Source organism: Ruania alba (assembly GCF_900105765.1).
Taxonomy (GTDB): Bacteria; Actinomycetota; Actinomycetes; order Actinomycetales; family Beutenbergiaceae; genus Ruania; species Ruania alba.
Genome location: NZ_FNTX01000001.1, coordinates 1074626 through 1095651, shown reverse-complemented (window position 1 = coordinate 1095651; position 21026 = coordinate 1074626). Strand labels below are relative to the sequence as shown.

Sequence of the window (21026 nt, the reverse complement as noted above, 5' to 3'; positions counted from 1 at the left end):
GTCGACGGGGACCTCGGCATGTCCGAGGCGACCCAGAGGTTCGATCAGAGCTGAACGACAAGGAGGATCAGGGCACCGAGCACTCCAATGCCCAGCAGCGCGGAACCGGCGATCCGCAACCCCGGTACATCCCGACCGGACGTCCTCGCGACAAGCCGGCGCAGGCTCTCCAGCCAACCAGCCACCAGGAACGGAAGGACACCCACGAACGTCGGCTGTTCCTGCCAGAGACCGGAACCCAGACCGTGGCCCATGACAAGACCGAGCCCGAGCGTCACGAACAGCAGCACCGCAAGCGGCCACACCAGGTCACGAGCGCGCTTGGTGGATCCATCGGAAGGCACTGGATCGTCACCGGCGCGATCAGTCATGGAGGTCACACGTTGAAGCCGAGCGCCCTCAACTGCTCGCGACCGTCATCGGTGATCTTCTCCGGGCCCCACGGCGGCATCCAGACCCAGTTGATCCGCTGCCCGGCCACGAGCCCTTCGAGCGCCTGCGCGGCCTGGTCCTCGATCACGTCAGTGAGCGGGCACGCAGCGGACGTGAGCGTCATGTCGATCACCGCGTGGTTGTTCTGGTCCAGGGTAACCCCATAGATCAGGCCCAGATCCACCACGTTGATCCCGAGCTCGGGGTCGATCACGTCACGGAGCGCTTCCTCGACGTCGGCCGCGGTGGGCACCGCGTCGCTGGCCGGCGCAGCAGGCTCGCTAGCCGGTGCAGCCTGCTCCGGTGCCTCGGTGTCGGGGGCGTTACTCGTCTCAGTCATAGTCTTCCTCGCCTCTAGCCCGCCCGCGGCGGGGATGTCACGGCATGTGCGAGTGCGTCACGCAGGGCCATCCAGCCCAGTAGTGCGCACTTGATCCTGGCGGGGTAGCGCGCGACGCCCACGAAGGCTGCGGCATCGCCAAGCAGCTCCTCGGACTCGGCATCCAACGGTTCACCCCGGTTGTTCATCAGCCTGCGGAAGGTCTCGGTGAGCTCGTCCACACGCCCCACATCGGCGCCGGCGACCAGGTCGCTGAGCACCGACACCGACGCCTGCGAGATCGAGCACCCGGCGCCGTCCCAGGTCACGTGATCCACAGTGGGCGCAGCGGCATCGTTCGCCAGGTGCACGCGCAGCCGGACCTCGTCCCCGCACGTCGGGTTCACCTGGAACGACTCGGCGGCCGCGTCCGGACCCGGGCCGGCCCCGTGCCGCTCCCGCGAGTGATCAAGGATCACCTGCTGATAGAGCTGCGTCATCGCATCAGTCATGCCAGCGCACCTCCCGTCACGGTCTCACCCAAGAAGAATTGTCTCACTCGCGCCAGTTCAGCGCAGAACTGGTCGATCTCGGCGGTCGTGGTGTGCAGCCCCACCGACGCGCGCGCCGAGGACTGTGCACCGAGCCGCCGATGCAGTGGCTGTGCGCAGTGGTGCCCCACCCGCACGGCGATGCCGGCGTCGTCGAGCAGCTGACCCACGTCGTGCGGGTGCACTCCGTCCACGGTGAACGCCACGACCCCAACACGATCGGCAGGGTCGGTCGGCCCGAGCACCCGCACACCGTCGATCTGCCCGATCCCGTGCAGCAGGTGCGCGGTCAGCTCTGCCTCGTGCGCGGCCACCGCTGCCATCCCCAGTTCGGTCAGATAGTCGGCGGCGGCGTGCAGCCCGACCGTCTGGGCGACCATCTGAGTCCCGGCCTCGAACCGTTGCGGCGGCGCGGCGTACGTGGTCTCGGTCATCGTGACGACCTCCACCATCGAACCACCGGTCCCGAACGGCGGCATCGCCTCGAGCAGCTCACGCCGCCCGTAGAGCGCTCCGATCCCGGTCGGCCCGAGCATCTTGTGTCCGGAGAATACGGCGAAGTCCACGTCCAGGGCCCGCAGGTCCACAGGCAGGTGTGGCACGCTCTGGCAGGCGTCCAGCACCACCAGGGCGCCGGCGCGGCGCGCGGCCCCGACCACCTCGGCGACCGGGGAGATCGCCCCAGTCACGTTCGAGACGTGCGTGAAGGCCACCACTCGCGTGCGGTCGCCGATCACATCCAACGTGCCGGTGTCGATCCGCCCGGAGTCGGTGACTCCGAGCCAGCGCAGCGTGGCGCCGGTACGTGCGCACAACTCCTGCCATGGCACCAGGTTCGCGTGGTGCTCGGCCTCGGTGACCACCACCTCGTCCCTCGGCCCGAGGCGGAACTGCTCGGCCGCCGTCCCGCCCCGCCCCAGCGAGGCGTTCGAGAACGCATACGCGACCAGATTGATGCCCTCGGTGGCGTTCTTCGTCCAGACCAGCTCGTCGGTATCGATCCCGACGAGCCCGGCGACCGCGGCACGCGCGTTCTCGTACGCCTCGGTCGCTTCCTCAGCCAACGCGTGCGCGCCGCGGTGCACGGCGGCGTTCCGTCGCAGGTAGTAGTCCTGCTCGGCGTCGATCACGCACTCCGGCTTCTGGCTGGTCGCCGCCGAGTCGAGGTATACCAACGGCTTGCCGTCGCGCACGGTCCGCGTGAGCAGGGGGAAGTCAGCCCTGACGGCGGCCAGCTCGGTCGCCGTCAGAGCCGTCGAACCTACGTCCTGCGTCACGCTCACCGCCGATCTCAGGCCGGGCTGAGGAAGCGGTCGTAGCCCTCGGCCTCGAGCCGCTCCGCGAGCTCCGGTCCGCCTTCCTCGGCGATCTTGCCGTTGACGAAGACGTGGACGTAATCCGGCGTGATGTAGCGCAGGATGCGCGTGTAGTGGGTGATCAGCAGCACACCCACATCGGTGGAACCCTTGACACGGTTCACACCCTCGGAGACCACGCGCAGCGCGTCGACGTCCAGACCGGAGTCCGTCTCGTCGAGCACCGCGAACTTCGGCCGGAGCAGTTCCAGCTGTAGGATCTCGTGGCGCTTCTTCTCACCACCGGAGAAGCCTTCGTTCACGTTCCGCTCGGCGAACGCGGAGTCCATCCGCAAGTTCTCCATCGCACCACGCACGTCGGAGACCCACTGGCGCAGGGCCGGGGCCTTACCGTCGATCGCGGTCTTCGCGGTCCGCAGGAAGTTCGAGACGGTCACGCCCGAGACCTCCACGGGGTACTGCATCGCGAGGAACATGCCGGCGCGAGCGCGCTCGTCCACGCTCATCTCGAGCACGTCCTCCCCGTCGAGCAGCAGCTCGCCGCTGGTCACCTCGTACTTCGGGTGCCCGGCGATGGCGTAGGCGAGGGTGGACTTGCCGGAGCCGTTCGGCCCCATCAGCGCGTGCGTCTCACCGCTGTTCACGGTCAGGTCCACGCCGCGCAGGATCTGCTTGGGTCCATCAGCGGTCTCGACGTTGACGTGCAGGTCCCGAATCTCAAGTGTCGACATTCGTTTCTTCTCTCTCAGTTCTGATCGGCAGTGACGGTGAGCGGTGCATCGACGTCCACGAAGACGTTGTCGCCGTCATAGCTCACCGGATAGGCAGGGACCGGCCGGGTGGCCGGAAGGGACAAGGGGCGACCGGTCTTCATGTCGAAGGTGGACCCGTGCAACCAGCACTCGAGCGTGTCACCCTCCACCTCCCCCTCGGAGAGGGAGACCTGCCCGTGCGAACAGACGTCCGCGAGTGCGTAGTAGGTGCCGTCCTCGGCCCGAGCGAGCGCCACCTCGACGAGCGAGCCGTCGGCGGCGTCGAGCTCGAGCCGCATCGCCTCACCCGGCTCCAGGTCTTCCCGGGCGGCGACGAGCTGCGCCGTCATCGGTCCTCCTGAACCTGCTCGCCGGTTGCGATGACCTCGTTGACGGTCTGCTCGACCTGGTCATCCCCGGTGAGCTCGCCCATGACGGCGTCCAGCTCGGCGTCGATCGAGGCCAGCAGCCGCTCCTCGACGGCGGGTACGCCGATCTTGGTGATCATCTCGGCGAAGAAGCCACGCACCACCAGGCGCCGGGCCGCAGCCTCGGGGATCCCGCGGGAGCGCAGGTAGAAGAGCTGCTCGTCGTCGAACCGGCCGGTCGCCGAGGCGTGCCCGGCTCCCTCGATCTCGCCGGTCTCGATCTCCAGGTTCGGCACCGAGTCGGCACGCGCACCGTCGGTGAGCACCAGGTTCCGGTTCAGCTCGTAGGTGTCAGTCCCTTCGGCCTCCTTGCGGATCAGCACGTCCCCGATCCACACCGCGTGCGCATCGTCGCCCTGGAGCGCGCCCTTGTACGTCACTCGCGAGGTGCACTGCGGCACCGCGTGGTCGACGAACAGGCGGTGCTCCTGGTGCTGACCGGCGTCGGCGAAGTAGAGACCGTTCATCTCCACGTCTCCGCCGGTGGCGGTGAATGCCGCCTCCGGGGCGAGCCGGACGACGTCGCCACCGAGGGTGACCACCACGTGCTTGAGCGTGGCGTCCCGGCCGATGCGGGCGCGGTGGGTGGAGGCATGCACGGTACCGGCATCCCAGTCCTGCACCGAGACCACCCGCAGCGAGGCGCCGTCATGGACGTGCACCTCCACCGTCTGGGCAAGCTCGGCGAGGCCACGGTGGTCCAGCACGACCACGGCCTCGCTGTGGTGCTCGGCGACGATCGTGATGTGCTGGGCGGCCGGAGCGCTGTCCGTCCCGCGCACGGTGATCATGGTCTCGGCGGAGGCGACGTGCTCGGCGGGCACGGTCACCAGCAGCCCTTCGGCGAAGGACTCCCAGGCCACCGCGGCGATCCGGTCACCGGGGGCGCCGGCTTTGCCGAGTCGCTCGTCGCTGCGGTCCACGTGCTCCACACGCACGCCGGCGTCGGCCTCGACCTCAACGGTCGGGCCCGCTCCGGTGAGCACACCGGAGGTGAGCGTCTGCAGCCGGTTCATCGGGGAGAAGCGCCACTCCTCCTCACGCCCGTTCGGGACGTCGAAGTCGGCGAGTGCGAAAGACGTCGCCCGGTCGGCGCGTGAACCTTGCGGCGCGGTGCCGTGGCTGTGCGCCTCGTCCGCGGTCGCCCGGGTGTGGTCGGTCGTCAGACCCTGATCGGTGGTGGTGGTCGACATCAGCCGACGGCCCCTTCCATCTGCAGTTCGATGAGCCGGTTGAGCTCGAGGGCGTATTCCATGGGCAACTCACGCGCGATCGGTTCCACGAACCCACGCACGATCATCGCCATCGCTTCGGTCTCCTCCATCCCGCGGGACATGAGGTAGAAGAGCTGGTCCTCGCTCACCTTGGACACGGTGGCCTCGTGGCCCATCTCCACGTCGTCCTCGCGGACGTCGACGTAGGGGTAGGTGTCCGAGCGGGAGACGGTGTCCACCAGCAGCGCGTCACAGAGCACGTTGGACTTCGACGCGGCGGCACCGTCCATCACCTGCACGAGGCCGCGGTAGGAGGCCCGTCCACCTCCGCGGGCGACCGACTTGGAGACGATCGAGGAGGAGGTGTGCGGCGCCATGTGCACCATCTTGGAGCCAGTGTCCTGGTGCTGACCTTCGCCGGCGAACGCGATCGAGAGGGTCTCACCGCGAGCGTGCTCACCCATCAGGTACACGGCCGGGTACTTCATGGTGACCTTGGAACCGATGTTGCCGTCGATCCACTCCATGGTGCCGCCGGTCTCGACCGTGGCGCGCTTGGTGACGAGGTTGTACACGTTGTTCGACCAGTTCTGGATCGTCGTGTACCGGACGCTGGCGTCCTTCTTCACGATGATCTCGACGACCGCCGAGTGCAGCGAGTCCGAGGTGTAGATCGGCGCCGTGCATCCCTCGACGTAGTGCACGGAGGAGCCTTCGTCGGCGATGATCAGGGTGCGCTCGAACTGGCCCATGTTCTCGGTGTTGATCCGGAAGTAGGCCTGCAGCGGGATCTCCACGTGCACACCCGGCGGGACGTACACGAAGGAGCCACCGGACCACACCGCCGCGTTCAGTGCCGCGAACTTGTTGTCTCCGGCCGGGATCACGGTGCCGAAGTACTCCTCGAAGATCTCCGGGTGCTCACGCAGCGCGGTGTCGGTATCCAGGAACAGCACGCCCTGGCGCTCGAGCTCCTCGTTGATCTGGTGGTAGACCACCTCGGACTCGTACTGCGCGGCGACGCCGGCCACGAGGCGCTGCTTCTCCGCCTCGGGGATGCCGAGCTTGTCGTAGGTTTCCTTGATCTCCGTGGGCAGGTCTTCCCAGGACTGGGCCTGCTTCTCGGTGGAGCGCACGAAGTACTTGATGTTGTCGAAGTCGATCCCGGTGAGGTCCGCACCCCAGTTCGGCATCGGCTTCTTCTCGAACAGCCGCAGGCCCTTGAGCCTGTTCTTGCGCATCCACTCCGACTCGTCCTTCATGTCGGAGATGTTGCGCACCACGGCCTCGGAGAGCCCGCGCTCGGCGTTCGCGCCGGCATCGTCGGCGTCGTGCCAGCCGTAGTTGTAGGTGCCGATCGAGGCGATGGTCTCGTCCTGCGTCAGCGGGGCGGCCTGTGTGGCCTCTGTGGGTGTGGTTTCGGTTGTCATGGGCGCACTCTCATTCCTTCGGCGCGAGTCGGGATCGTCACGGGGATGTGGGTGGTACAGACGTGCTCGCCACCGGCAAGGGTGGCCAGTCGTTGGACGTGCACTCCGAGCAGGTCGGAGAACGCCTGGGTCTCGGCTTCGCACAGCTGCGGGAACTGGGCGGCAATCTGCTGCACCGGGCAGTGCCCTTGGCAGAGCTGGACGGCGATCGTGTCCGTCGCGCCGATCGGGCGCGAGGTGGCCGCGTACCCGTCCTCGCTGAGCACTTCCGCGAGCGCCTCGGTGCGGTCGTGCACGTCGGGGCCGGCGGCGTCGACGAGTGACCGGTACCGCTGGACGAGCTCGTCGGCGCGCAACCGCGCGAACTCCTCCACGGCCTCGGGCCGACCTCCGCGCCGAGCTGCTGCAGCGCCAGCACCGCGAGCCTGGCATAGGCCTCACCCGCCTGCGGGTGTGCTGCCGGTGTGGCGATGTAACGCTTGGCCGGGCGTCCTCGGCCGCGCGGGGTGGAGGTGGTGTCCTCCCGCACGGTGATCTGACCGGCACGCTCGAGCTGCGCCAGGTGACGACGCACGGCCGCCGAGGTCAGGTCCAACCGGTCGGCCATGTCGGCCGCCGTGATGGGCCCGAACTCGATGATCAGGTCACGCACCCGGTCGCGCGTGGTGGCTTCACTGTCTTCCATGTGGTCCACAGGTGCTCACCTCCGCTCGACTCGTGCGGGGGTTCCCGCAACATCTGATTTAGTGAACATTCTCGTTGCTCAAATGACCTACCGCAAGCAAGGCGAGCCTTAGTGAGGTAGGCCACGGTGGTCGTCGCATCGCCGTCAGCGCGTACGCTTGACCGCCGTGACCTGCTGTGTCGAGCTGACGGACGTCCAGAAGTCCTTCGGCACCACCCGTGCCCTCGCCGGACTCTCGCTACGTGCCGCGGCAGGGTCCATCACGGCCGTCCTCGGCCCCAACGGTGCCGGCAAGACGACCGCGATGGAGATCTGCGAAGGGTTGCAGCGCCCGGACGCCGGGACGGTGCGCGTGCTCGGCCGCGATCCCCGCTCCGACGCCGGTGCGCTGCGGCCCAGAGTCGGCGTGATGGTTCAGGACGGCGGGCTCCCGGTGATGTCTCGCGCCGTCGAGCTGTTGCACCACGTGGCCCGGTTGTACGACCAGCCACGGGACGTCGATGAGCTCGTCGAGGCGCTCGGTCTCGCACCGTTCGCGCGCACCTCCGTTCGTCGTCTCTCCGGTGGGCAACGCCAGCGTCTCGCCCTGGCGATCGCGCTGGTGGGCCGTCCCGAGCTGGTGTTCCTCGACGAGCCGAGCGCCGGCCTGGACCCGCAGGCACGCCTGGCAGTGTGGGACCTGGTCCGGGGCCTGCGTGCCGACGGCGTGAGTGTGGTGCTGAGCACCCACTTGATGGACGAGGCCGCCCAGCTGGCCGACCGGGTCGTCATCATCGACCACGGTCGGGTCCTGGCCGAGGGCAGCGTGCCCGAGCTGACGCGACGCAGCGCATCCAAGAACACGGCACCGGACAGCCGCACCCCCGCCCCGGGCGCCATCCACCTCACCGGGACGATCACACCGGAGGCGAGGGCCGACGTCGAGGACCTCGCCACCCGGCACGGCCTCCACCTGCACCAGAACAGCCCTACCGGGCCGTCCGCCGTCGGCGCACGCACCCTCGAAGACGTGTTCCTGGAGCTGACCGGACGGAGCCTGCGATGAGCACCAGCCCGACGGCGGCCCGCCCCCGCCCACATGCCGGCGCCAGTCCATGGGTCACCCGGGTGCTCTCCCACGCCGGCTTTGAACTCCGCAACCTGCTCCGCAACGGCGAGCAGCTGCTGCTCACCCTGATCCTGCCGGCGCTGGTGCTGGTGGTACTGGCGCGCACCACGCTCATCCGCCTGGACGCCGGCGGGCTGGCCCCGGTCGACGTGGCCGCTCCGGGCGTACTGGCGCTGGCGGTGATGTCGACGGCCTTTACCTCGCAGGCGATCTCCACCGGCTTCGACCGGCGCGCGGGCGCGCTGCGACTGCTCGCCACCACTCCCCTGGGCCGCACCGGCCTGCTCGGGGGGAAGGTGGTCGGGGTGCTCGCCATGGAGGTCGTCCAGGTGGCGGTGCTCGGGTCGCTCGCATTCGTCCTGGGCTGGCAACCAGTTCTGGCGGGCGTCGGACCCGCTCTGCTGGCCGTGCTGCTCGGCACGGCCTGCTTCACCTCCCTAGCGCTGCTGCTCGCGGGGACGCTGCGGGCCGAGGCCGTTCTCGCCGGAGCGAACCTGCTCTGGCTGCTGCTGGTGGTCGGTGGCGGTGTGCTGCTGCCGGCCACCGGCTTCACCCGGTACCTGCCCTCCGGTGCGCTCGGTGAGGCGTTCCGGTCCTCGCTCACAGGCGCGATCACCGCCACCACGTGGGTGTCCCTGGCGGTGCTGGCCGGCTGGACTGTGGTGTTCGCCGCTGCGACCGCGCGCTGGTTCCGGTGGCACTGATCACACCTGTGCTCCGGTCCCAGCGGCGCCGGTGCCTGCGCGGCGCCGATACCGTAAGAGAGTGCGCCCGCAGACCCTGAGTCGCCTCATCGGCATCGTCGTGGTGGCGAACCTGATCACCCAGATCGCGATCATCGTCACCGGCGGTGCGGTGCGCCTGACCGGGTCCGGGCTGGGCTGCTCGTCGTGGCCGAACTGCGAACCGGGCGAGTTCAGTCCGGCGTTCCACGAGGCCACCTCGATTCACCCGTACGTGGAGTTCGGCAACCGGGTATTCGGTGCGGTCGTCGTGCTGGTGGCGCTGGTCCTGGCGCTGCTGGTCGGGTGGGCCGCCCGGTCTGCGCACGGGCCCACCCCGACGCCCACGGTCCGGTATCGCCGTCTCGCGGTCGCACCGTTGGTGCTCTCAGTGGCGCAGGCCGTGCTGGGCGGGATGACCGTCCGGTTCGAGCTGCATCCCGCGCTGGTGGGCTCGCACTTCCTGATCTCGGCAGTGCTGGTGTGGATCGCGGCCTGGCTGGTGGTCGGCTGGTTCCGGCCCGGCACCCCACGCTCCGTCCTCCCGCGGCCGGTGCATGTGCTCGGTTGGGTGCTGGCAGCGCTGGTGGGTGTCGTGGTGGTGCTCGGGATGATCGTCACCGGCGCCGGACCGCACTCCGGCGACGACGAGGTGGGTTACCGGTTCACCGTGGACCCGGTGGCGGTGGCACGCCTGCACAGCACGTCGGTGTGGGTGTTCCTGGCGCTGCTGATCGTGTTCGTGGTGCTGGTGCACCGAGCCCGGCCTCCCGCCGACGGCGGCACGCATCTCGGCGCAGCAGTGCGCCTGCGTCGTTGGTCCCTGGTGCTGGTCGCCGTCACGCTCGCGCAGGGCGCGATCGGGTATGTGCAGTACTTCACCGGGCTGCCCGAGCTCCTCGTCGGCCTGCACATGCTCGGCGCAGCACTGCTCGTCGCGACCACCGCGTTCACGGTGTCTGCGATGTCAGCGCGAGGGCGGCGCTAGCGCTCCTCGCGGTGCCAGGGTGGGGTCCATGGCGCCTCCGCGGGCCGCAACGCCGACCAGGAGTCCGCGTGCGCAGCGTGCGCCGCGAGCACCCCGGTCACGGTGCTCGGGTTGTGCATCCGCCCGGCGAGGGCTGCGGCGACCGCGTCCGCGAGCGGGATCCAACGCAGCTCCATCCCGATTTCTTCGGCCTCCCGGTCGTGGCGTTCGGCCTCCGGCACCTCGGTGAGGTCGCGGGCGAGGAAGATGCGGATGCGCTCGTCGCTCCCACCCGGCGTGGTGTAGAAGTCCACCAGGGTGTGCCACGTCCCGGCCCGCAGGTCCGCTTCCTCGGCCAGCTCGCGCGCCGCGGCTGCCTGCAGCGGCTCCCCCGGGACGTCCAGCAGCCCGGCCGGTACCTCCCACAAGGACGAGCGGACCGGGTGCCGGTACTGGTGCAGCAACGCCACCCGCTCCTGGGCGTCCAGGGCCACCACAGCGACCGCGCCGGGATGGCGGACGAACTCGCGCCGCACCTCCCCGCCGGTACCCAGGTCCACAGACTCGGCCACCAGGTCCATCACGTACCCGGTGTGCAGCGTCTCTTCGGCCGAGGTGGGCAGGTCGGTGCGCCGGTCCTGCACCGGCTCCGAGGGGGCGGTGGAGTCAGCCACGCGCGGTCGGCTCCACCTCGAGCAGCCGGGTCTCACGCTGCCGGTCCAGGGCCGCCGACACCAGTCCGACGAACAGCGGGTGCGCCCGCGTGGGCCGGGACTTGAACTCCGGGTGTGCCTGGGTGGCCACGTAGTACGGGTGCTTGTCGCGGTCCAGCTCCACGAACTCCACCAGCGAGGAGTCCGGGGAACGACCGCTGATCTGCAACCCAGCCTCGGCGAGCGCGTCCCGGTAGGAGTTGTTCACCTCATAGCGGTGCCGGTGCCGTTCGCTGACCCGCTCGGCGCCGTAGGTCTCGGCCACTACGGAACCGGGCGACAGCACAGCATCGTAGGCGCCGAGGCGCATCGTGCCGCCGAGATCCCCCTCGCCGTCGACGAAGGCCAGCTGTTCGGACATCGTGGCCACCACCGGGTCGGCCGTGTTCGCGTCGAACTCGGTCGAGGAAGCACCCTCCAGACCGAGTACGGTCCGTGCGTACTCGATCACCATGCACTGCAGGCCGAGGCAGATTCCCAGGGTGGGCACCTGCTGCTCGCGGGCCCACCGCAACGCACCGAGCTTGCCTTCGATGCCGCGCACCCCGAACCCGCCGGGGACGAGCACGCCGTCCACGCCGCCGAGCGCCTTGCGGGCCCCCTCCGGGGTCTGGCAGTCGTCCGAGGGGACCCACCGGATCCGGACGCGGGTGTTGGTGTGAAATCCGCCGGCGCGCAGCGCTTCGGTGACCGAGAGATAGGCGTCCGGCAGGTCGATGTACTTACCGACGAGGGCGATCTCCACCTCGTCCGCGGGGTGGTGCACGCGCTCCAGCAGCACATTCCAGGTGTCCCAGTCCACGTCCCGGAACGGGATCGCCAGGCGGCGGATCACGTACGCGTCCAGCCCCTCGGAGTGGACCACCTTCGGGATGTCGTAGATGCTCGGGGCGTCCACGCAGGTGATCACGGCGTCCCGGTCCACGTCGCACATCGAGGCGATCTTCGCCTTCACTCCCTCGGGGATGTCGCGGTCCGCACGGCAGACGATCGCATCGGGCTGGATACCGATGCTGCGCAGTGCGGCCACCGAGTGCTGGGTGGGTTTGGTCTTCAGCTCACCGCTCGGGCCCAGGTAGGGCACCAGCGAGACGTGCACGAAGAAGACGTTGTCGCGGCCGATGTCCTGACGGACCTGACGCGCGGCCTCGAGGAATGGCTGGGACTCGATGTCACCGACGGTGCCGCCGACCTCGGTGATGATCACGTCCGGCGCGTCACCGGTGGCAGGGTGCGCCTGGGCCCGCATCCGTCGCTTGATCTCGTCGGTGATGTGCGGGATGACCTGCACGGTGTCGCCCAGGTACTCCCCGCGCCGTTCCTTGGCGATCACGTGCGAATACACGACGCCAGTGGTCACATTCGCACCGGCATCCAGGTTCACGTCGAGGAAGCGCTCGTAGTGACCGATGTCCAGGTCGGTCTCCGCACCGTCCTCAGTGACGAAGACCTCCCCGTGCTGGAACGGGTTCATCGTGCCTGGATCGACGTTGAGATACGGGTCCAGCTTCTGCATGGTCACCCGGAGGCCGCGGCCACGAAGCAGGTGGCCGAGGCTGGACGCCGTCAGGCCTTTCCCGAGGGAGGAAGCGACCCCACCTGTGACGAAGATGTGTCGAGGGACGTTGCCCTGGGGCCCGGAGTTCGAAGTGATCACCACGGGCTTCTACGCTATCACCCGCGAGCCGCGGTCGCGTAGATCTCGAGGAGCTGCGCCGCCGCGTCGTCAGCAGTGGGTAGTTCCGCCGCGCGGGAGAGCGAGCGTTGCCGCAGCTCAGCAGCCAGCGTGGGTTCGTTGAGCACCCGCGTGATGGCCGTCGTCAGCGCGTCGGGGTCGGCATAGGGCACCAGCAGGGCCGCGTCGCCGGTCACCTCGCGAGTTCCACCCACATCGGTCGCCACCACCGCGGCACCGGCGGCGAGCGCCTCCTGCAGGTTGATCGGTTGGCCCTCCCAGGCGCTGGTACTGACGACGACATCCGCCGCGGCGAACAGGGAGGGCACGTCCGGGCGATGTCCCAGCAGAGTCACCGGGAGCACCTCGCCGAGCACCTGCTCGGCCAGATCGTCCATCAGTGGCCCGCCCCCAGCCACGAGCCAACGCGCCTCGGGGACCCGATCCGCGAGCAGCGCGGCGGCGTCGGCGAGCAGGCCTAGTCCCTTCTGTGGCGCGAGCCGCGCCACCGTGAGCACAATCGGCTGCCCCGGATCGAGGCCCAAAGCGCGCCGTTCGGCCTCGCCGAGCGGCTGCGCCGGCTCACGTCCCGGTGCCGGGACCAGTGCCCGCTCGGCACGCCGGGCGCCATGGGCGAGCGCGTCGGCCACCAGGTCGCCGCTCACCCCGAGCACCACGTCGGCCCGGGCGGTGATCACACGTAGCAGACCGGCCGCCACGGATCGCACTCCCTGACCTCCCACGGCGGCGTTGTGCAGGGTGACCACGAGCGCCGTCCGCTCCGGGGTGGGCGTGCTCAGCGCGAGGGCGGCGAGGGCCCCGGCCCGCAACCCGTGCGCGTGCACCACGTCGGCTCCCTTGGCGATCGCCCGGATCCGTGCCACGGCTCGAGCATCGCTCATTCGCGGACGGTCCTGCACGTCGACCACCGTGGTGTGCACCCGCGACTCCGGATCGAGGCCGGCGATGACCCCTCGGGGCCCGGCCAGGATTACCCGGTGGTCCGCTGACAGCATCGCGGCCAGCTCCCGGGCGTGCCGCCCGACTCCGCCGTCACTGGATCCGGTCAGTTGCACGATGCGATGGTCAGGCACGGCTCCTCCTCAGCACTCTCACGATCCCACGGTCTGCGAGCAGCACCGCACCGGCCACCGCCAGGACAGCCAGCATGGCACCAAGGAGCCCAGCGAGCACTGCCGCCACGGCACCGGTACCGGCGAGCTCGAGGATCGTCCCGGTCACCCACCGGCCGACGAACGCCCCCACGACCGCCCCGCCACCGGCCACCACGCAGGTGCGCAGCAGGTTCGCGGGCACCCGCGTGTGCATGGCGGACGCGAGCAGCACCACCAGTGCGACTCCGGCCACGGTCATCCCTGCCGTGTGCGCGAGGCCGAGGACGAGCAACGTCGTCTGGCCCTGGCCCCCGCCGGGTGCCAGCAACGCCACGCCGAGCAACGCACCGGCGGTGACTACCAGCCAGCCGAGCGCCGTCGCGGAGACGGCAGCACGGCTGCGGTCCATGCTGTACAACGCGCGACTGATCAGGAAGATCAGCGACAGCCCGATCACGCCCGGCGCCATCGCCGTCAGGCCCTGGGCCATTCCCGCCGTGTCATTGCACTGCCCCGCCCCGTCGCAGCGGGCGAACAACTGCTGCACAGCCGGCGCCACGGCCACCAGTACCCCGGTGCCGAGGATGGCCACGGCCAGCACGGCACGCGTGGCGCTCCACGTGGTGCGCTGAAACAGGTGAGCGTCGCTGCTGGCGAGCTCCGCCAGACGAGGGAACACGGCTGTGGCGACGGGTACCGCGAGCACCGCGTACGGAAGCAGGTACACCGCTTGCGCCCACTGGAACACCACGATGGTGCCTGCGCTACCGCCAGCACGAGAGGCCCACAGCACCGCCACCACGGACGCCTGCTGGGCCAGCAACGACCCCAGGCCCGCCAGGGCCAGGGAGCGCGCTCGAGAGGCGACACCGGGAGGAAATCGCAGCATCGGGCGCAGCCGCACCCCGCACCGCCGCACGGGCACCAGCAGCGGCAACGAGAGCGCGGCCACTCCCGCGGTCGTTCCCCATGCCAGCCACGCGAACGCAGCGTCGGAGAGTTCACCGGGCTGGCTCGTGAGACCGTCCGCGAGCGCGCCGAACACCAGATAGCTCACGATCACCACGGCGGTAGAGGCGATCGGAGCGAGCACCGGTGCCAGGAATCTGCGATGCGCCTGTAGCACCCCGGTGAGCACCACACCAATGCCGTAGAGCACCACCTGGGGAGCGAAGATCTGCAGGAATCGGGTCGTCGCCTCCAGTTGCGCCCCGGGATCGGCCCCCGCCGCCTCCGGCAGCATGGCGGCGAGCGGTCGAGCGAGGACGCTCAACGCCACAGCCACGGGAAGCAACCCGATGATCGCCCAGGTGAGCAGTGCCGAGGAGATCCGGTCCACGTCGGCTGCCGCCGCACGGGCGATCGGTCCCGCGAGCAGGGGGATGACAGCACCGGCCAGGGCGCCGCCGGCGACCACCTCGTAGAGCACGTTGGGCACCAGGTTCGCCGAGGCGTAGGCATCGCCGACCGCACCGGAGCCGACGGTCTCGGCCTGCACCAGCCAGCGCCCGAACCCGAGCACCCGGGAAACGATGGTCAGGGCAGCGATCATGGTCGCCGCCCCGGCCACCGGACCGAGCAGGCGGCGCAGCCTCACGGCAGACGACCCCAGGCATCGATCTCCCGCAGCACGGGAGTGTCGGCGATGACGGCGGAGAAACTCACCTTCTCGCTCGCGGCCACGAGCGTCACCACGACGCCCAACGCACCGGCCCGCACGGCGGCGCGGGGATGAGCAGCGAGTGCGCATCCGACGAGAGCGCCCAGGGCGTTCGCACCGGTGTCGCCCAGCATGGTCTCCTCGGCCAGATCGGTGCGCCAGGCGCCTGCCACGACGCCGGTGGCGGCAGCAGCGAGAGTGCCCGTCCGGCCCCCGACTGCGGTCAGCGGCGCCGCGATCAGGACGGTCGCCTTGAGCCCGCGGCCGGGGCGCAGGTCGAAAAGGTTCACCAGGTTGGCGGTACCGGCGATCAGGGCACCGCTGGTGAGCACGTCGAGCACCCGCCAGGGCAGCGGCGGGCCGGTGGCGTCACGTCGCCCCGCGCCCAAGAGGAGGGCTGCCACGACGGCGGAGCCCGAGATCCCGAGCAGCTTCAGTCCGCCTGTGGTCAGTTGTCCCTGCGCGAGCGCCCGGAGGTGGCCACGGAACCCGCGCGCCGCCGCCGGATCGGGGTCCAGATCATCGACGGCGCCGAGACCGCCCGCGGTTGCGGTCACCACAGCAGTGCCGACCGCGGCCGATCCGGGAGCGGAACCGCTGAGCGCGGCGCCGACGGCTCCGGTGACCACGGTGGACCCGGCGGTGGCAAGGCCACCGAGGAGGCTGACAGTGCGACGCCGATAGTTCGTGCGCTCCCACCGTTCAGCACGACCGGGAGGGAGCCGGCGGAGCACCAGCAGCGCCACGGTTGCTGCTGCAGCGCCCGCAGCGATGACCGCTGGGCGCCTCATCGGAGGCTGCTCATCCGTCGGTCTCCACTGGTCCGGGAGCGAACTCGGCCGGGGCGGGTGCGGGGAGCTCGTGACGGTCCGGGACCACGGCGTTGGCAGATTCGGACAGACCGAAGTGGCCTCCGTCGTCGGCGATCTCGGCCGCGAGTGCGAGCGGCACGGTGACCTGGCCGGTGATGGTGCCTACGGCGTCGACGGAGGTGACCCGGTCAGCCGCCTCGCTGTTGGCCCGCAAGGCCGTGAGGAGAGTGCCCGCGCCGCCGTCGGTTCCGGCGATGAGCGAGCCCTCACCGGTCTCGGCGAGCCCTTCGGCCAGCGTGATGCTGGCATCGTTGACGGCGGTGAGTTCCTCCACCTGCGCGTCGGTGAGCGGATCGGTCGGGGCTTGCGGGGCAATCACGACGGTGGCATAGGCGGGGCCGTCCACGGCTGCTCCCTCGCCGATCAGCTCACTGGACCTGAGCAGCTCGAGAATCTGCTCTGCCTCGTTCGACTGCTGTTGCGGGTTCTCCGGGTCGCGGAGCGTGAGGGCCTGGCCGAGCGCCTGCGCCAGGACCAGGTCACCACTGGCTGCGTCGCCCGGGGCCGGGTTCATCGAGGAGACCACGTTCTCCGCGATCCCGGACCTGAAGGCCACCTCGGCCGGGTCCAGCCACGCCTCGGTGACGGCGATCGTGCCGGTGACGGTCGCCCCGGCCTGGTCCAGGCGCGCCTGCACCGCACCGGAGACGTCCGGGTCGGAGCCGGGAAGCTCCACGATGGCCACGGTGCGACCGTCCAGGGCGCCATTGAACAGTTGCGGGGCCGCCTCGGTGAGGAAGGTGCTGCGGTCCTGCAGCGCCGCCTGGGCGCTGTCGAGCTCAGTACGCAGCACGTCCTTCTCCTCACGGAGCTGGTCGACCTGGCCGGAGAGCTCGTCGGCGATGTAGTCGCGCAGCGGTCCGGCGCCCAGCACGATGCCCACGGCGAGCGCGAGGAACACCGAGATCAGGGAGACGATGTGGTAGCGAAAGTCGATCACGTAGGGCGTCTTTCTCGTCGCGGGCGCTAGAAGAGCCCGGTGAGGAGGTCCCGGAGCCAGGACCAGAGATCGTCGAACCGGGCGAGCAGCAGGCCGAAGAACGCCTGCCCGGCGGGGGTGGCAGCCGCGGCGGCCCCGAGGGCGGCGAGGCCGGCCAGGATCAGGGCGGTCACCTGCCAGTTGGAGATCCGGTGCCGGTACAACCGGGAGACCCCCTTGGCGTCGATGAGCTTGCCCCCGACGCGCAGCCGCGTCAGGAAAGTGCTCGCCATTCCGGCGCGGCCCTTGTCGAGGAACTCCACGAGCGTCTCGTGCGTGCCGACGGCGACGATCAGGGAGGCTCCCTTCTCGTCGGCGAGCAGCATGGCGACGTCCTCGCTGGTGCCGGTGGCGGGGAAATCGACGTGCTCCACGCCGAGTCGCTCCACGCGTTCCAGGCCCGGTGCGCGGCCATCCCGGTAGGCGTGCACCACGATCTCGGCGCCACTGCGCAGCGCCTTGTCGGAGACGGAGTCCATGTCCCCGACGATCATGTCGGGGCGCAACCCTTCCTCCAGGATCGCGTCCGCTCCCCCGTCGACGCCGACCAGCAGCGGACGGTACTCGCGTACGTAGGAGCGAAGCATCGCCAGGTCTTCCTTGTAGGAGTACCCGCGCACCACGATCAGCACGTGCCGGCCCTCGAACTCGGTCCGAACCCGCGGAACACCGACGCCGTCCAGGAGTAGCTCCCGCTCGCGTTTCATGTAGTCCATCGTGTTCGCAGCGAACGCCTCGAGCTGGACCGAGAGCCCTGCCTTGGCCTCTTCCATGGCCTCGGCCACGGAGTCCTCGCTCTGCACGGTGCCTTCGGCGACCACCGCACCGTCTTCGCCGTAGACGATGCCGTCCTCGATGCGTACCCGTGCGCCTTCACGCAGCTGCATCAGATCGGGGCCGAGATCATCGACCAGCGGGACACCTGCCTCGACGAGGATCTGCGGGCCGAGGTTCGGGTACCGACCGGAGGTCGACGGGGCGGCGTTGAGCACGGCAGCCGGTCGGCACTCGACGAGCGCCTCGGCGGAGACGCGGTCCAGGTCCACGTGGTCGATCACGGCGATCTCGTCCGGACGCAGTCGCTTCGTGAGCGACTTGGTGCGCGGGTCGACACGGACCGGCACGAGCGCGTCGTCGGACGCGCCGGAGTCCCGTGGTTGTCGCCGCAAGAGAGAGACCATCGCGCTCATCGTCCCACGACTGGCCGTTCGAGAAGCTCGGCGGCATGCCGCAAAGCAGTGTGCGAGGTGGGATCGCCTGAGAGCATCCGGGCCAGTTCCGACTCCCGGTCCGGGCCCTCCACCTTCCGGATGTCGCTGTTGGTGACCCCGCCCTGATGCGCTGCTGACGTCTTCATGACCACGAGATGACGATCGGCAAAGGCGGCAACCTGGGCGAGGTGTGTGACCACAATCACCTGGGTGTGTCGGGCGAGCTCGGCGAGTCGCCGTCCCACCTCGACGGCGGCCTGCCCGCCCACCCCGGCGTCCACCTCGTCGAAGACGAAGGTCGGGAGCCGACCGTCGGTGGTGCTCGCCAACTGCCGGGCCATGGCGACCTCGAGGGCGAGCATCACCCGGGAGAGCTCACCGCCGGAGGCGCCCTTGGCCAGGGGCCGCGGTGGTGCGCCCGGGTGCGGGGCCAGCAGCAGCTCGACGTCCTCCGCACCCCACGGACCGAGCTCGGTACGCTCGTGCAGGCCGACGCTCAGATGCGCTCCGGGCATGGCCAGCCCGGCGAGCTCGACGTCGACCGCCTCGGCCATCTCGCGGGCAGCCCGTCGGCGGCCGTCGGTGACGGCAGCGGCAGCCTCGCCCTCCTCAGCGGCCACCTCGTCCAGCTCAGCGACGAGGGCGTCTCGGCCAGCACCCGGTGCGGTGAGCGCGGTGACTCGTTCCCGGGCGTGTTCGGCGAACTCCAGCAAAGCCGGCAGGTCGCCGGCGTCGGTGTAGGTGCGGGCGAGCTCGGTGAGCGCCGCTCGACGAGTATGCACCTGGTCGAGTCGCTCAGGATCGGCTTCCAGTCCGGTGGTGTAGCTGCTGATCTCGGTCAACAAGTCGGACAGCTGATAGGAGACGGTGTCCAGCCGTCCGTTCCATTCGGCCAGCGTCTCGTCATGGTCGGCCGCGCCGGCGAGCTCCCGGCGAGCCTGGTCGACCAGGGCCAGCGCGGCGTCGGGGGCGTCCGGGTCCTCCCCACCACCGAGTGCGAGATGCGCGCGCTCAGCCGCGGTACGCAGGTCTTCGACGTTCCCGAGCCGTTCCGCCTCGGCACGCAGTTCGGCGTCCTCTCCGGCTCGGGGCTCGAGGGCGTCGAACCGTTCGAGGGCTGTCTCGAGCCGTTCCAGCTCCGCTTCCCTGGCCTGGGTATCGCTGTCCCAGCGATCCAACGATCGTTGAGCGTCCTGACGGCGTTCATGGGCCTGGGTATAGCGCGCCAGCTGGTGACCGTGCTCCGGTCCGGCGAAGGCATCGAGCGCCTGGCGCTGGTGAGCGGGTGAGCGGAGCCGGATCTGCTCGCTCTGCCCGTGTACGGTCACCAGTTCCGCGCCGATCTCGCCGAGTAGGCCCTGGGGGACTGAACGCCCACCCAGGTGGGCGCGCGATCGACCCGAAGCCAACGTACGCACCACGAGCAGGGCATCGTCGTCCAGCATGGCGCCCGCGTCTGCGGCGAGGCCGAGCGCAGGGTGGTGAGCGGGCGGCGCAAACCGTCCTTCGACGGAGGCCGTCTCGGCCCCGGGGCGGATCGCGCCGGCATCTGCCTTCCCACCGAGCAGCAGACCGAGCCCGGTGAGCACCATGGTCTTACCCGCACCGGTCTCGCCGGTGATCACGGTGAGACCGGGGTGCAGCTCGATCCTGGCCGACTCGATCACGCCGAGGTCGCGGATCTGGATCTCCTCGATCACGGTGTCTTGTCCTCCCCCCGCCAGCCTGCGACCGGCAGGTTGAACTTGCCCACGAGCCGGTCGGTGAACGGAGCCAGGTTGAAGCGGGCCAGCCGCACCCGCTCGGAACCTCGGACCACGTCGATCCGCGACCCGGGTGGTGCATCGATCCGACGGCGACCGTCGCACCAGATCACTGCCGAGGTGTAGCTGCGGCTGAGCACCTCCACCGTCATCCGTGACTCAGGACCGACCACGAGCGGACGGGCGAAGAGGCTGTGGGCACTGATGGGGACCAGCAGCATCGCCTCCACGTCTGGCCACACCACCGGACCGCCAGCGGAGAAGGCGTACGCGGTGGAGCCGGTGGGGGTGGCCATCACGACACCGTCGCAGCCGAAGGTCGACAGGCCACGATCATCGATCCCGATCGCTACCTCGACCATCCGCTCACGTTCGGCCTTCTCCACGCTCACGTCGTTGATGGCCCAGCTGTGCTCGGGCTCGCTCCGGCCGGGCCGGGTGACACTGACGTCCAGGGTGATCCGTTCTTCGACCACGTAGTCGCGCGCAGCAGCGCGGGAGACCACGTGGGAGACGCGGTCCACCTCCGACTCGGCCAGGAAGCCCACGTGCCCGAGATTGATACCGATGAGTGGGATGTCCCGCCCGCGGACGAGCTCGGCAGCGCGCAGGATCGTCCCGTCACCACCGAGCACGATCACCAGCTCGATGTCGTCGGTCGCGGTGACGTCCTCCTCGGTGACCGGTGTCATGCCGTGTGCGCGCAGTTCGGCGGCCACCTGATCGGCGGTTCGCTGTGCCGCCGACCGTGTCGGGTGGGTGAGTACGAGGACGTTGCGGGTCATCGGGGGTCTCCTGCGGGGCCTGCGGCGATCGCGTTCGCCACCATCGTCCGGATCGTCTCCTCCTCGGCCGGCCGGTCTGCGGCGAGGTGCACGAAGTACTCCACGTTCCCGCTCGGACCGGGCAGTGGGCTGGCGACCACGGCCTGCAATGCCAGCCCCAGGTCGGCTGCAGCGTCGACCACGGTAAGCACAGCGTCGGCGTGCAGGACAGTATCCCGCACGACGCCGCCGGCCCCGAGCCGGTCCTTGCCCACCTCGAACTGCGGCTTGACCATGAGCAGCAGATCGGCCTGCGGGGTGGTCACAGATACCAGGGCCGGGAGCACGAG

22 protein-coding genes are annotated in these 21026 nt (G+C 69.8%); 3 read left to right on the top strand and 19 right to left on the bottom strand.

Annotated features, from left to right (window positions below):
• Positions 1-44: 44 nt before the first annotated feature.
• Genes BLU77_RS05145 through BLU77_RS22540 form a run of 9 tightly spaced genes read right to left on the bottom strand, consistent with a single transcriptional unit; the run spans position 45 to position 6816 of the window.
• A complete protein-coding gene (locus BLU77_RS05145) occupies positions 45-371 on the bottom strand; it encodes a hypothetical protein (RefSeq protein WP_139177601.1) in 327 nt (108 codons plus the stop codon).
• A 5-nt stretch (positions 372-376) separates the two neighbouring features.
• Entirely contained in the window at positions 377-772 is a 396-nt protein-coding gene (locus BLU77_RS05140; protein ID WP_245708676.1) for a metal-sulfur cluster assembly factor, read from the bottom strand.
• 14 nt (positions 773-786) lie between these two features.
• Positions 787-1263 (bottom strand): Fe-S cluster assembly sulfur transfer protein SufU, encoded by a 477-nt coding sequence (sufU, locus tag BLU77_RS05135; RefSeq protein ID WP_089771981.1) that lies wholly within the window; start codon positions 1261-1263, stop codon positions 787-789.
• Entirely contained in the window at positions 1260-2585 is a 1326-nt protein-coding gene (locus BLU77_RS05130) for a cysteine desulfurase (protein ID WP_245708675.1), read from the bottom strand. The genes sufU and BLU77_RS05130 overlap by 4 nt, the downstream gene beginning before the upstream one ends.
• 8 nt (positions 2586-2593) lie before the next feature.
• A complete protein-coding gene (gene sufC, locus BLU77_RS05125; RefSeq protein ID WP_089771980.1) occupies positions 2594-3349 on the bottom strand; it encodes a Fe-S cluster assembly ATPase SufC in 756 nt (251 codons plus the stop codon).
• Positions 3350-3363: 14 nt separating this feature from the next.
• Entirely contained in the window at positions 3364-3720 is a 357-nt protein-coding gene (locus tag BLU77_RS05120; RefSeq protein WP_089771979.1) for a non-heme iron oxygenase ferredoxin subunit, read from the bottom strand.
• The gene (gene sufD / locus BLU77_RS05115; RefSeq protein ID WP_089771978.1) at positions 3717-4991 is read right to left on the bottom strand and encodes a Fe-S cluster assembly protein SufD; all 1275 of its coding nucleotides are present in this window, start codon (positions 4989-4991) and stop codon (positions 3717-3719) included. The genes BLU77_RS05120 and sufD overlap by 4 nt, the downstream gene beginning before the upstream one ends.
• Positions 4991-6442, bottom strand: a complete 1452-nt coding sequence (gene sufB / locus BLU77_RS05110) for a Fe-S cluster assembly protein SufB (RefSeq protein WP_089771977.1) — start codon at positions 6440-6442, stop codon at positions 4991-4993. Before sufB ends, sufD begins: the two co-directional genes overlap by 1 nt.
• A complete protein-coding gene (locus BLU77_RS22540; protein WP_245708807.1) occupies positions 6439-6816 on the bottom strand; it encodes a helix-turn-helix transcriptional regulator in 378 nt (125 codons plus the stop codon). Before BLU77_RS22540 ends, sufB begins: the two co-directional genes overlap by 4 nt.
• Before the next feature lie 477 nt (positions 6817-7293).
• Between BLU77_RS22540 and BLU77_RS05100 the strand changes: the two genes are divergently transcribed.
• The 3 genes from BLU77_RS05100 to BLU77_RS05090 all read left to right on the top strand — a co-directional run bounded on the left by BLU77_RS05100 (position 7294) and on the right by BLU77_RS05090 (position 9945).
• A complete protein-coding gene (locus tag BLU77_RS05100) occupies positions 7294-8172 on the top strand; it encodes an ABC transporter ATP-binding protein (RefSeq protein ID WP_089771976.1) in 879 nt (292 codons plus the stop codon).
• Complete coding sequence (locus BLU77_RS05095) at positions 8169-8939, top strand: ABC transporter permease (protein ID WP_089771975.1); 771 nt, start codon at positions 8169-8171, stop codon at positions 8937-8939. The genes BLU77_RS05100 and BLU77_RS05095 overlap by 4 nt, the downstream gene beginning before the upstream one ends.
• Before the next feature lie 61 nt (positions 8940-9000).
• On the top strand, positions 9001-9945 hold the full coding sequence (locus tag BLU77_RS05090) for a COX15/CtaA family protein (RefSeq protein ID WP_245708674.1): 945 nt from the start codon (positions 9001-9003) through the stop codon (positions 9943-9945).
• Here BLU77_RS05090 and BLU77_RS05085 read toward each other — a convergent pair.
• From BLU77_RS05085 to BLU77_RS23055, 10 genes are read right to left on the bottom strand one after another with little or no spacing between them, the layout of a single operon-like run.
• The gene (locus tag BLU77_RS05085; protein WP_342741451.1) at positions 9942-10598 is read right to left on the bottom strand and encodes an NUDIX domain-containing protein; all 657 of its coding nucleotides are present in this window, start codon (positions 10596-10598) and stop codon (positions 9942-9944) included. The genes BLU77_RS05090 and BLU77_RS05085 overlap by 4 nt on opposite strands.
• Complete coding sequence (locus BLU77_RS05080; RefSeq protein ID WP_245708673.1) at positions 10591-12297, bottom strand: CTP synthase; 1707 nt, start codon at positions 12295-12297, stop codon at positions 10591-10593. Before BLU77_RS05080 ends, BLU77_RS05085 begins: the two co-directional genes overlap by 8 nt.
• Before the next feature lie 14 nt (positions 12298-12311).
• Positions 12312-13406, bottom strand: coding sequence for a glycosyltransferase family 4 protein (locus BLU77_RS05075; RefSeq protein WP_089771973.1), 1095 nt, complete (start codon positions 13404-13406; stop codon positions 12312-12314).
• On the bottom strand, positions 13399-15024 hold the full coding sequence (murJ, locus tag BLU77_RS05070; protein ID WP_245708672.1) for a murein biosynthesis integral membrane protein MurJ: 1626 nt from the start codon (positions 15022-15024) through the stop codon (positions 13399-13401). Before murJ ends, BLU77_RS05075 begins: the two co-directional genes overlap by 8 nt.
• Complete coding sequence (locus BLU77_RS05065; protein WP_089771972.1) at positions 15021-15878, bottom strand: hypothetical protein; 858 nt, start codon at positions 15876-15878, stop codon at positions 15021-15023. Before BLU77_RS05065 ends, murJ begins: the two co-directional genes overlap by 4 nt.
• 10 nt (positions 15879-15888) lie before the next feature.
• Positions 15889-16899 (bottom strand): copper transporter, encoded by a 1011-nt coding sequence (locus BLU77_RS05060; RefSeq protein ID WP_175476938.1) that lies wholly within the window; start codon positions 16897-16899, stop codon positions 15889-15891.
• 26 nt (positions 16900-16925) lie between these two features.
• On the bottom strand, positions 16926-18119 hold the full coding sequence (steA, locus tag BLU77_RS05055) for a putative cytokinetic ring protein SteA (protein ID WP_089771970.1): 1194 nt from the start codon (positions 18117-18119) through the stop codon (positions 16926-16928).
• Positions 18120-18124: 5 nt separating this feature from the next.
• Positions 18125-19849: a DNA repair protein RecN gene (gene recN / locus BLU77_RS05050; RefSeq protein WP_089771969.1), complete on the bottom strand. Its 1725-nt coding sequence runs from the start codon at positions 19847-19849 to the stop codon at positions 18125-18127.
• A complete protein-coding gene (locus BLU77_RS05045; RefSeq protein ID WP_089771968.1) occupies positions 19846-20697 on the bottom strand; it encodes an NAD kinase in 852 nt (283 codons plus the stop codon). Before BLU77_RS05045 ends, recN begins: the two co-directional genes overlap by 4 nt.
• The gene (locus BLU77_RS23055) at positions 20694-21023 is read right to left on the bottom strand and encodes an SAM-dependent methyltransferase (RefSeq protein WP_342741462.1); all 330 of its coding nucleotides are present in this window, start codon (positions 21021-21023) and stop codon (positions 20694-20696) included. The genes BLU77_RS05045 and BLU77_RS23055 overlap by 4 nt, the downstream gene beginning before the upstream one ends.
• Positions 21024-21026 lie beyond the last annotated feature (3 nt).

Coding starts and splice junctions, on each gene's coding strand:
- BLU77_RS05145 (WP_139177601.1), bottom strand. CDS start 371: ATGACTGATCGCGCCGGTGACGATCCAGTGCCTTCCGATGGATCCACC.
- BLU77_RS05140 (WP_245708676.1), bottom strand. CDS start 772: ATGACTGAGACGAGTAACGCCCCCGACACCGAGGCACCGGAGCAGGCT.
- sufU (WP_089771981.1), bottom strand. CDS start 1,263: ATGACTGATGCGATGACGCAGCTCTATCAGCAGGTGATCCTTGATCAC.
- sufC (WP_089771980.1), bottom strand. CDS start 3,349: ATGTCGACACTTGAGATTCGGGACCTGCACGTCAACGTCGAGACCGCT.
- BLU77_RS05120 (WP_089771979.1), bottom strand. CDS start 3,720: ATGACGGCGCAGCTCGTCGCCGCCCGGGAAGACCTGGAGCCGGGTGAG.
- sufD (WP_089771978.1), bottom strand. CDS start 4,991: ATGTCGACCACCACCACCGATCAGGGTCTGACGACCGACCACACCCGG.
- sufB (WP_089771977.1), bottom strand. CDS start 6,442: ATGACAACCGAAACCACACCCACAGAGGCCACACAGGCCGCCCCGCTG.
- BLU77_RS05095 (WP_089771975.1), top strand. CDS start 8,169: ATGAGCACCAGCCCGACGGCGGCCCGCCCCCGCCCACATGCCGGCGCC.
- BLU77_RS05065 (WP_089771972.1), bottom strand. CDS start 15,878: ATGAGGCGCCCAGCGGTCATCGCTGCGGGCGCTGCAGCAGCAACCGTG.
- steA (WP_089771970.1), bottom strand. CDS start 18,119: ATGGTCTCTCTCTTGCGGCGACAACCACGGGACTCCGGCGCGTCCGAC.
- BLU77_RS05045 (WP_089771968.1), bottom strand. CDS start 20,697: ATGACCCGCAACGTCCTCGTACTCACCCACCCGACACGGTCGGCGGCA.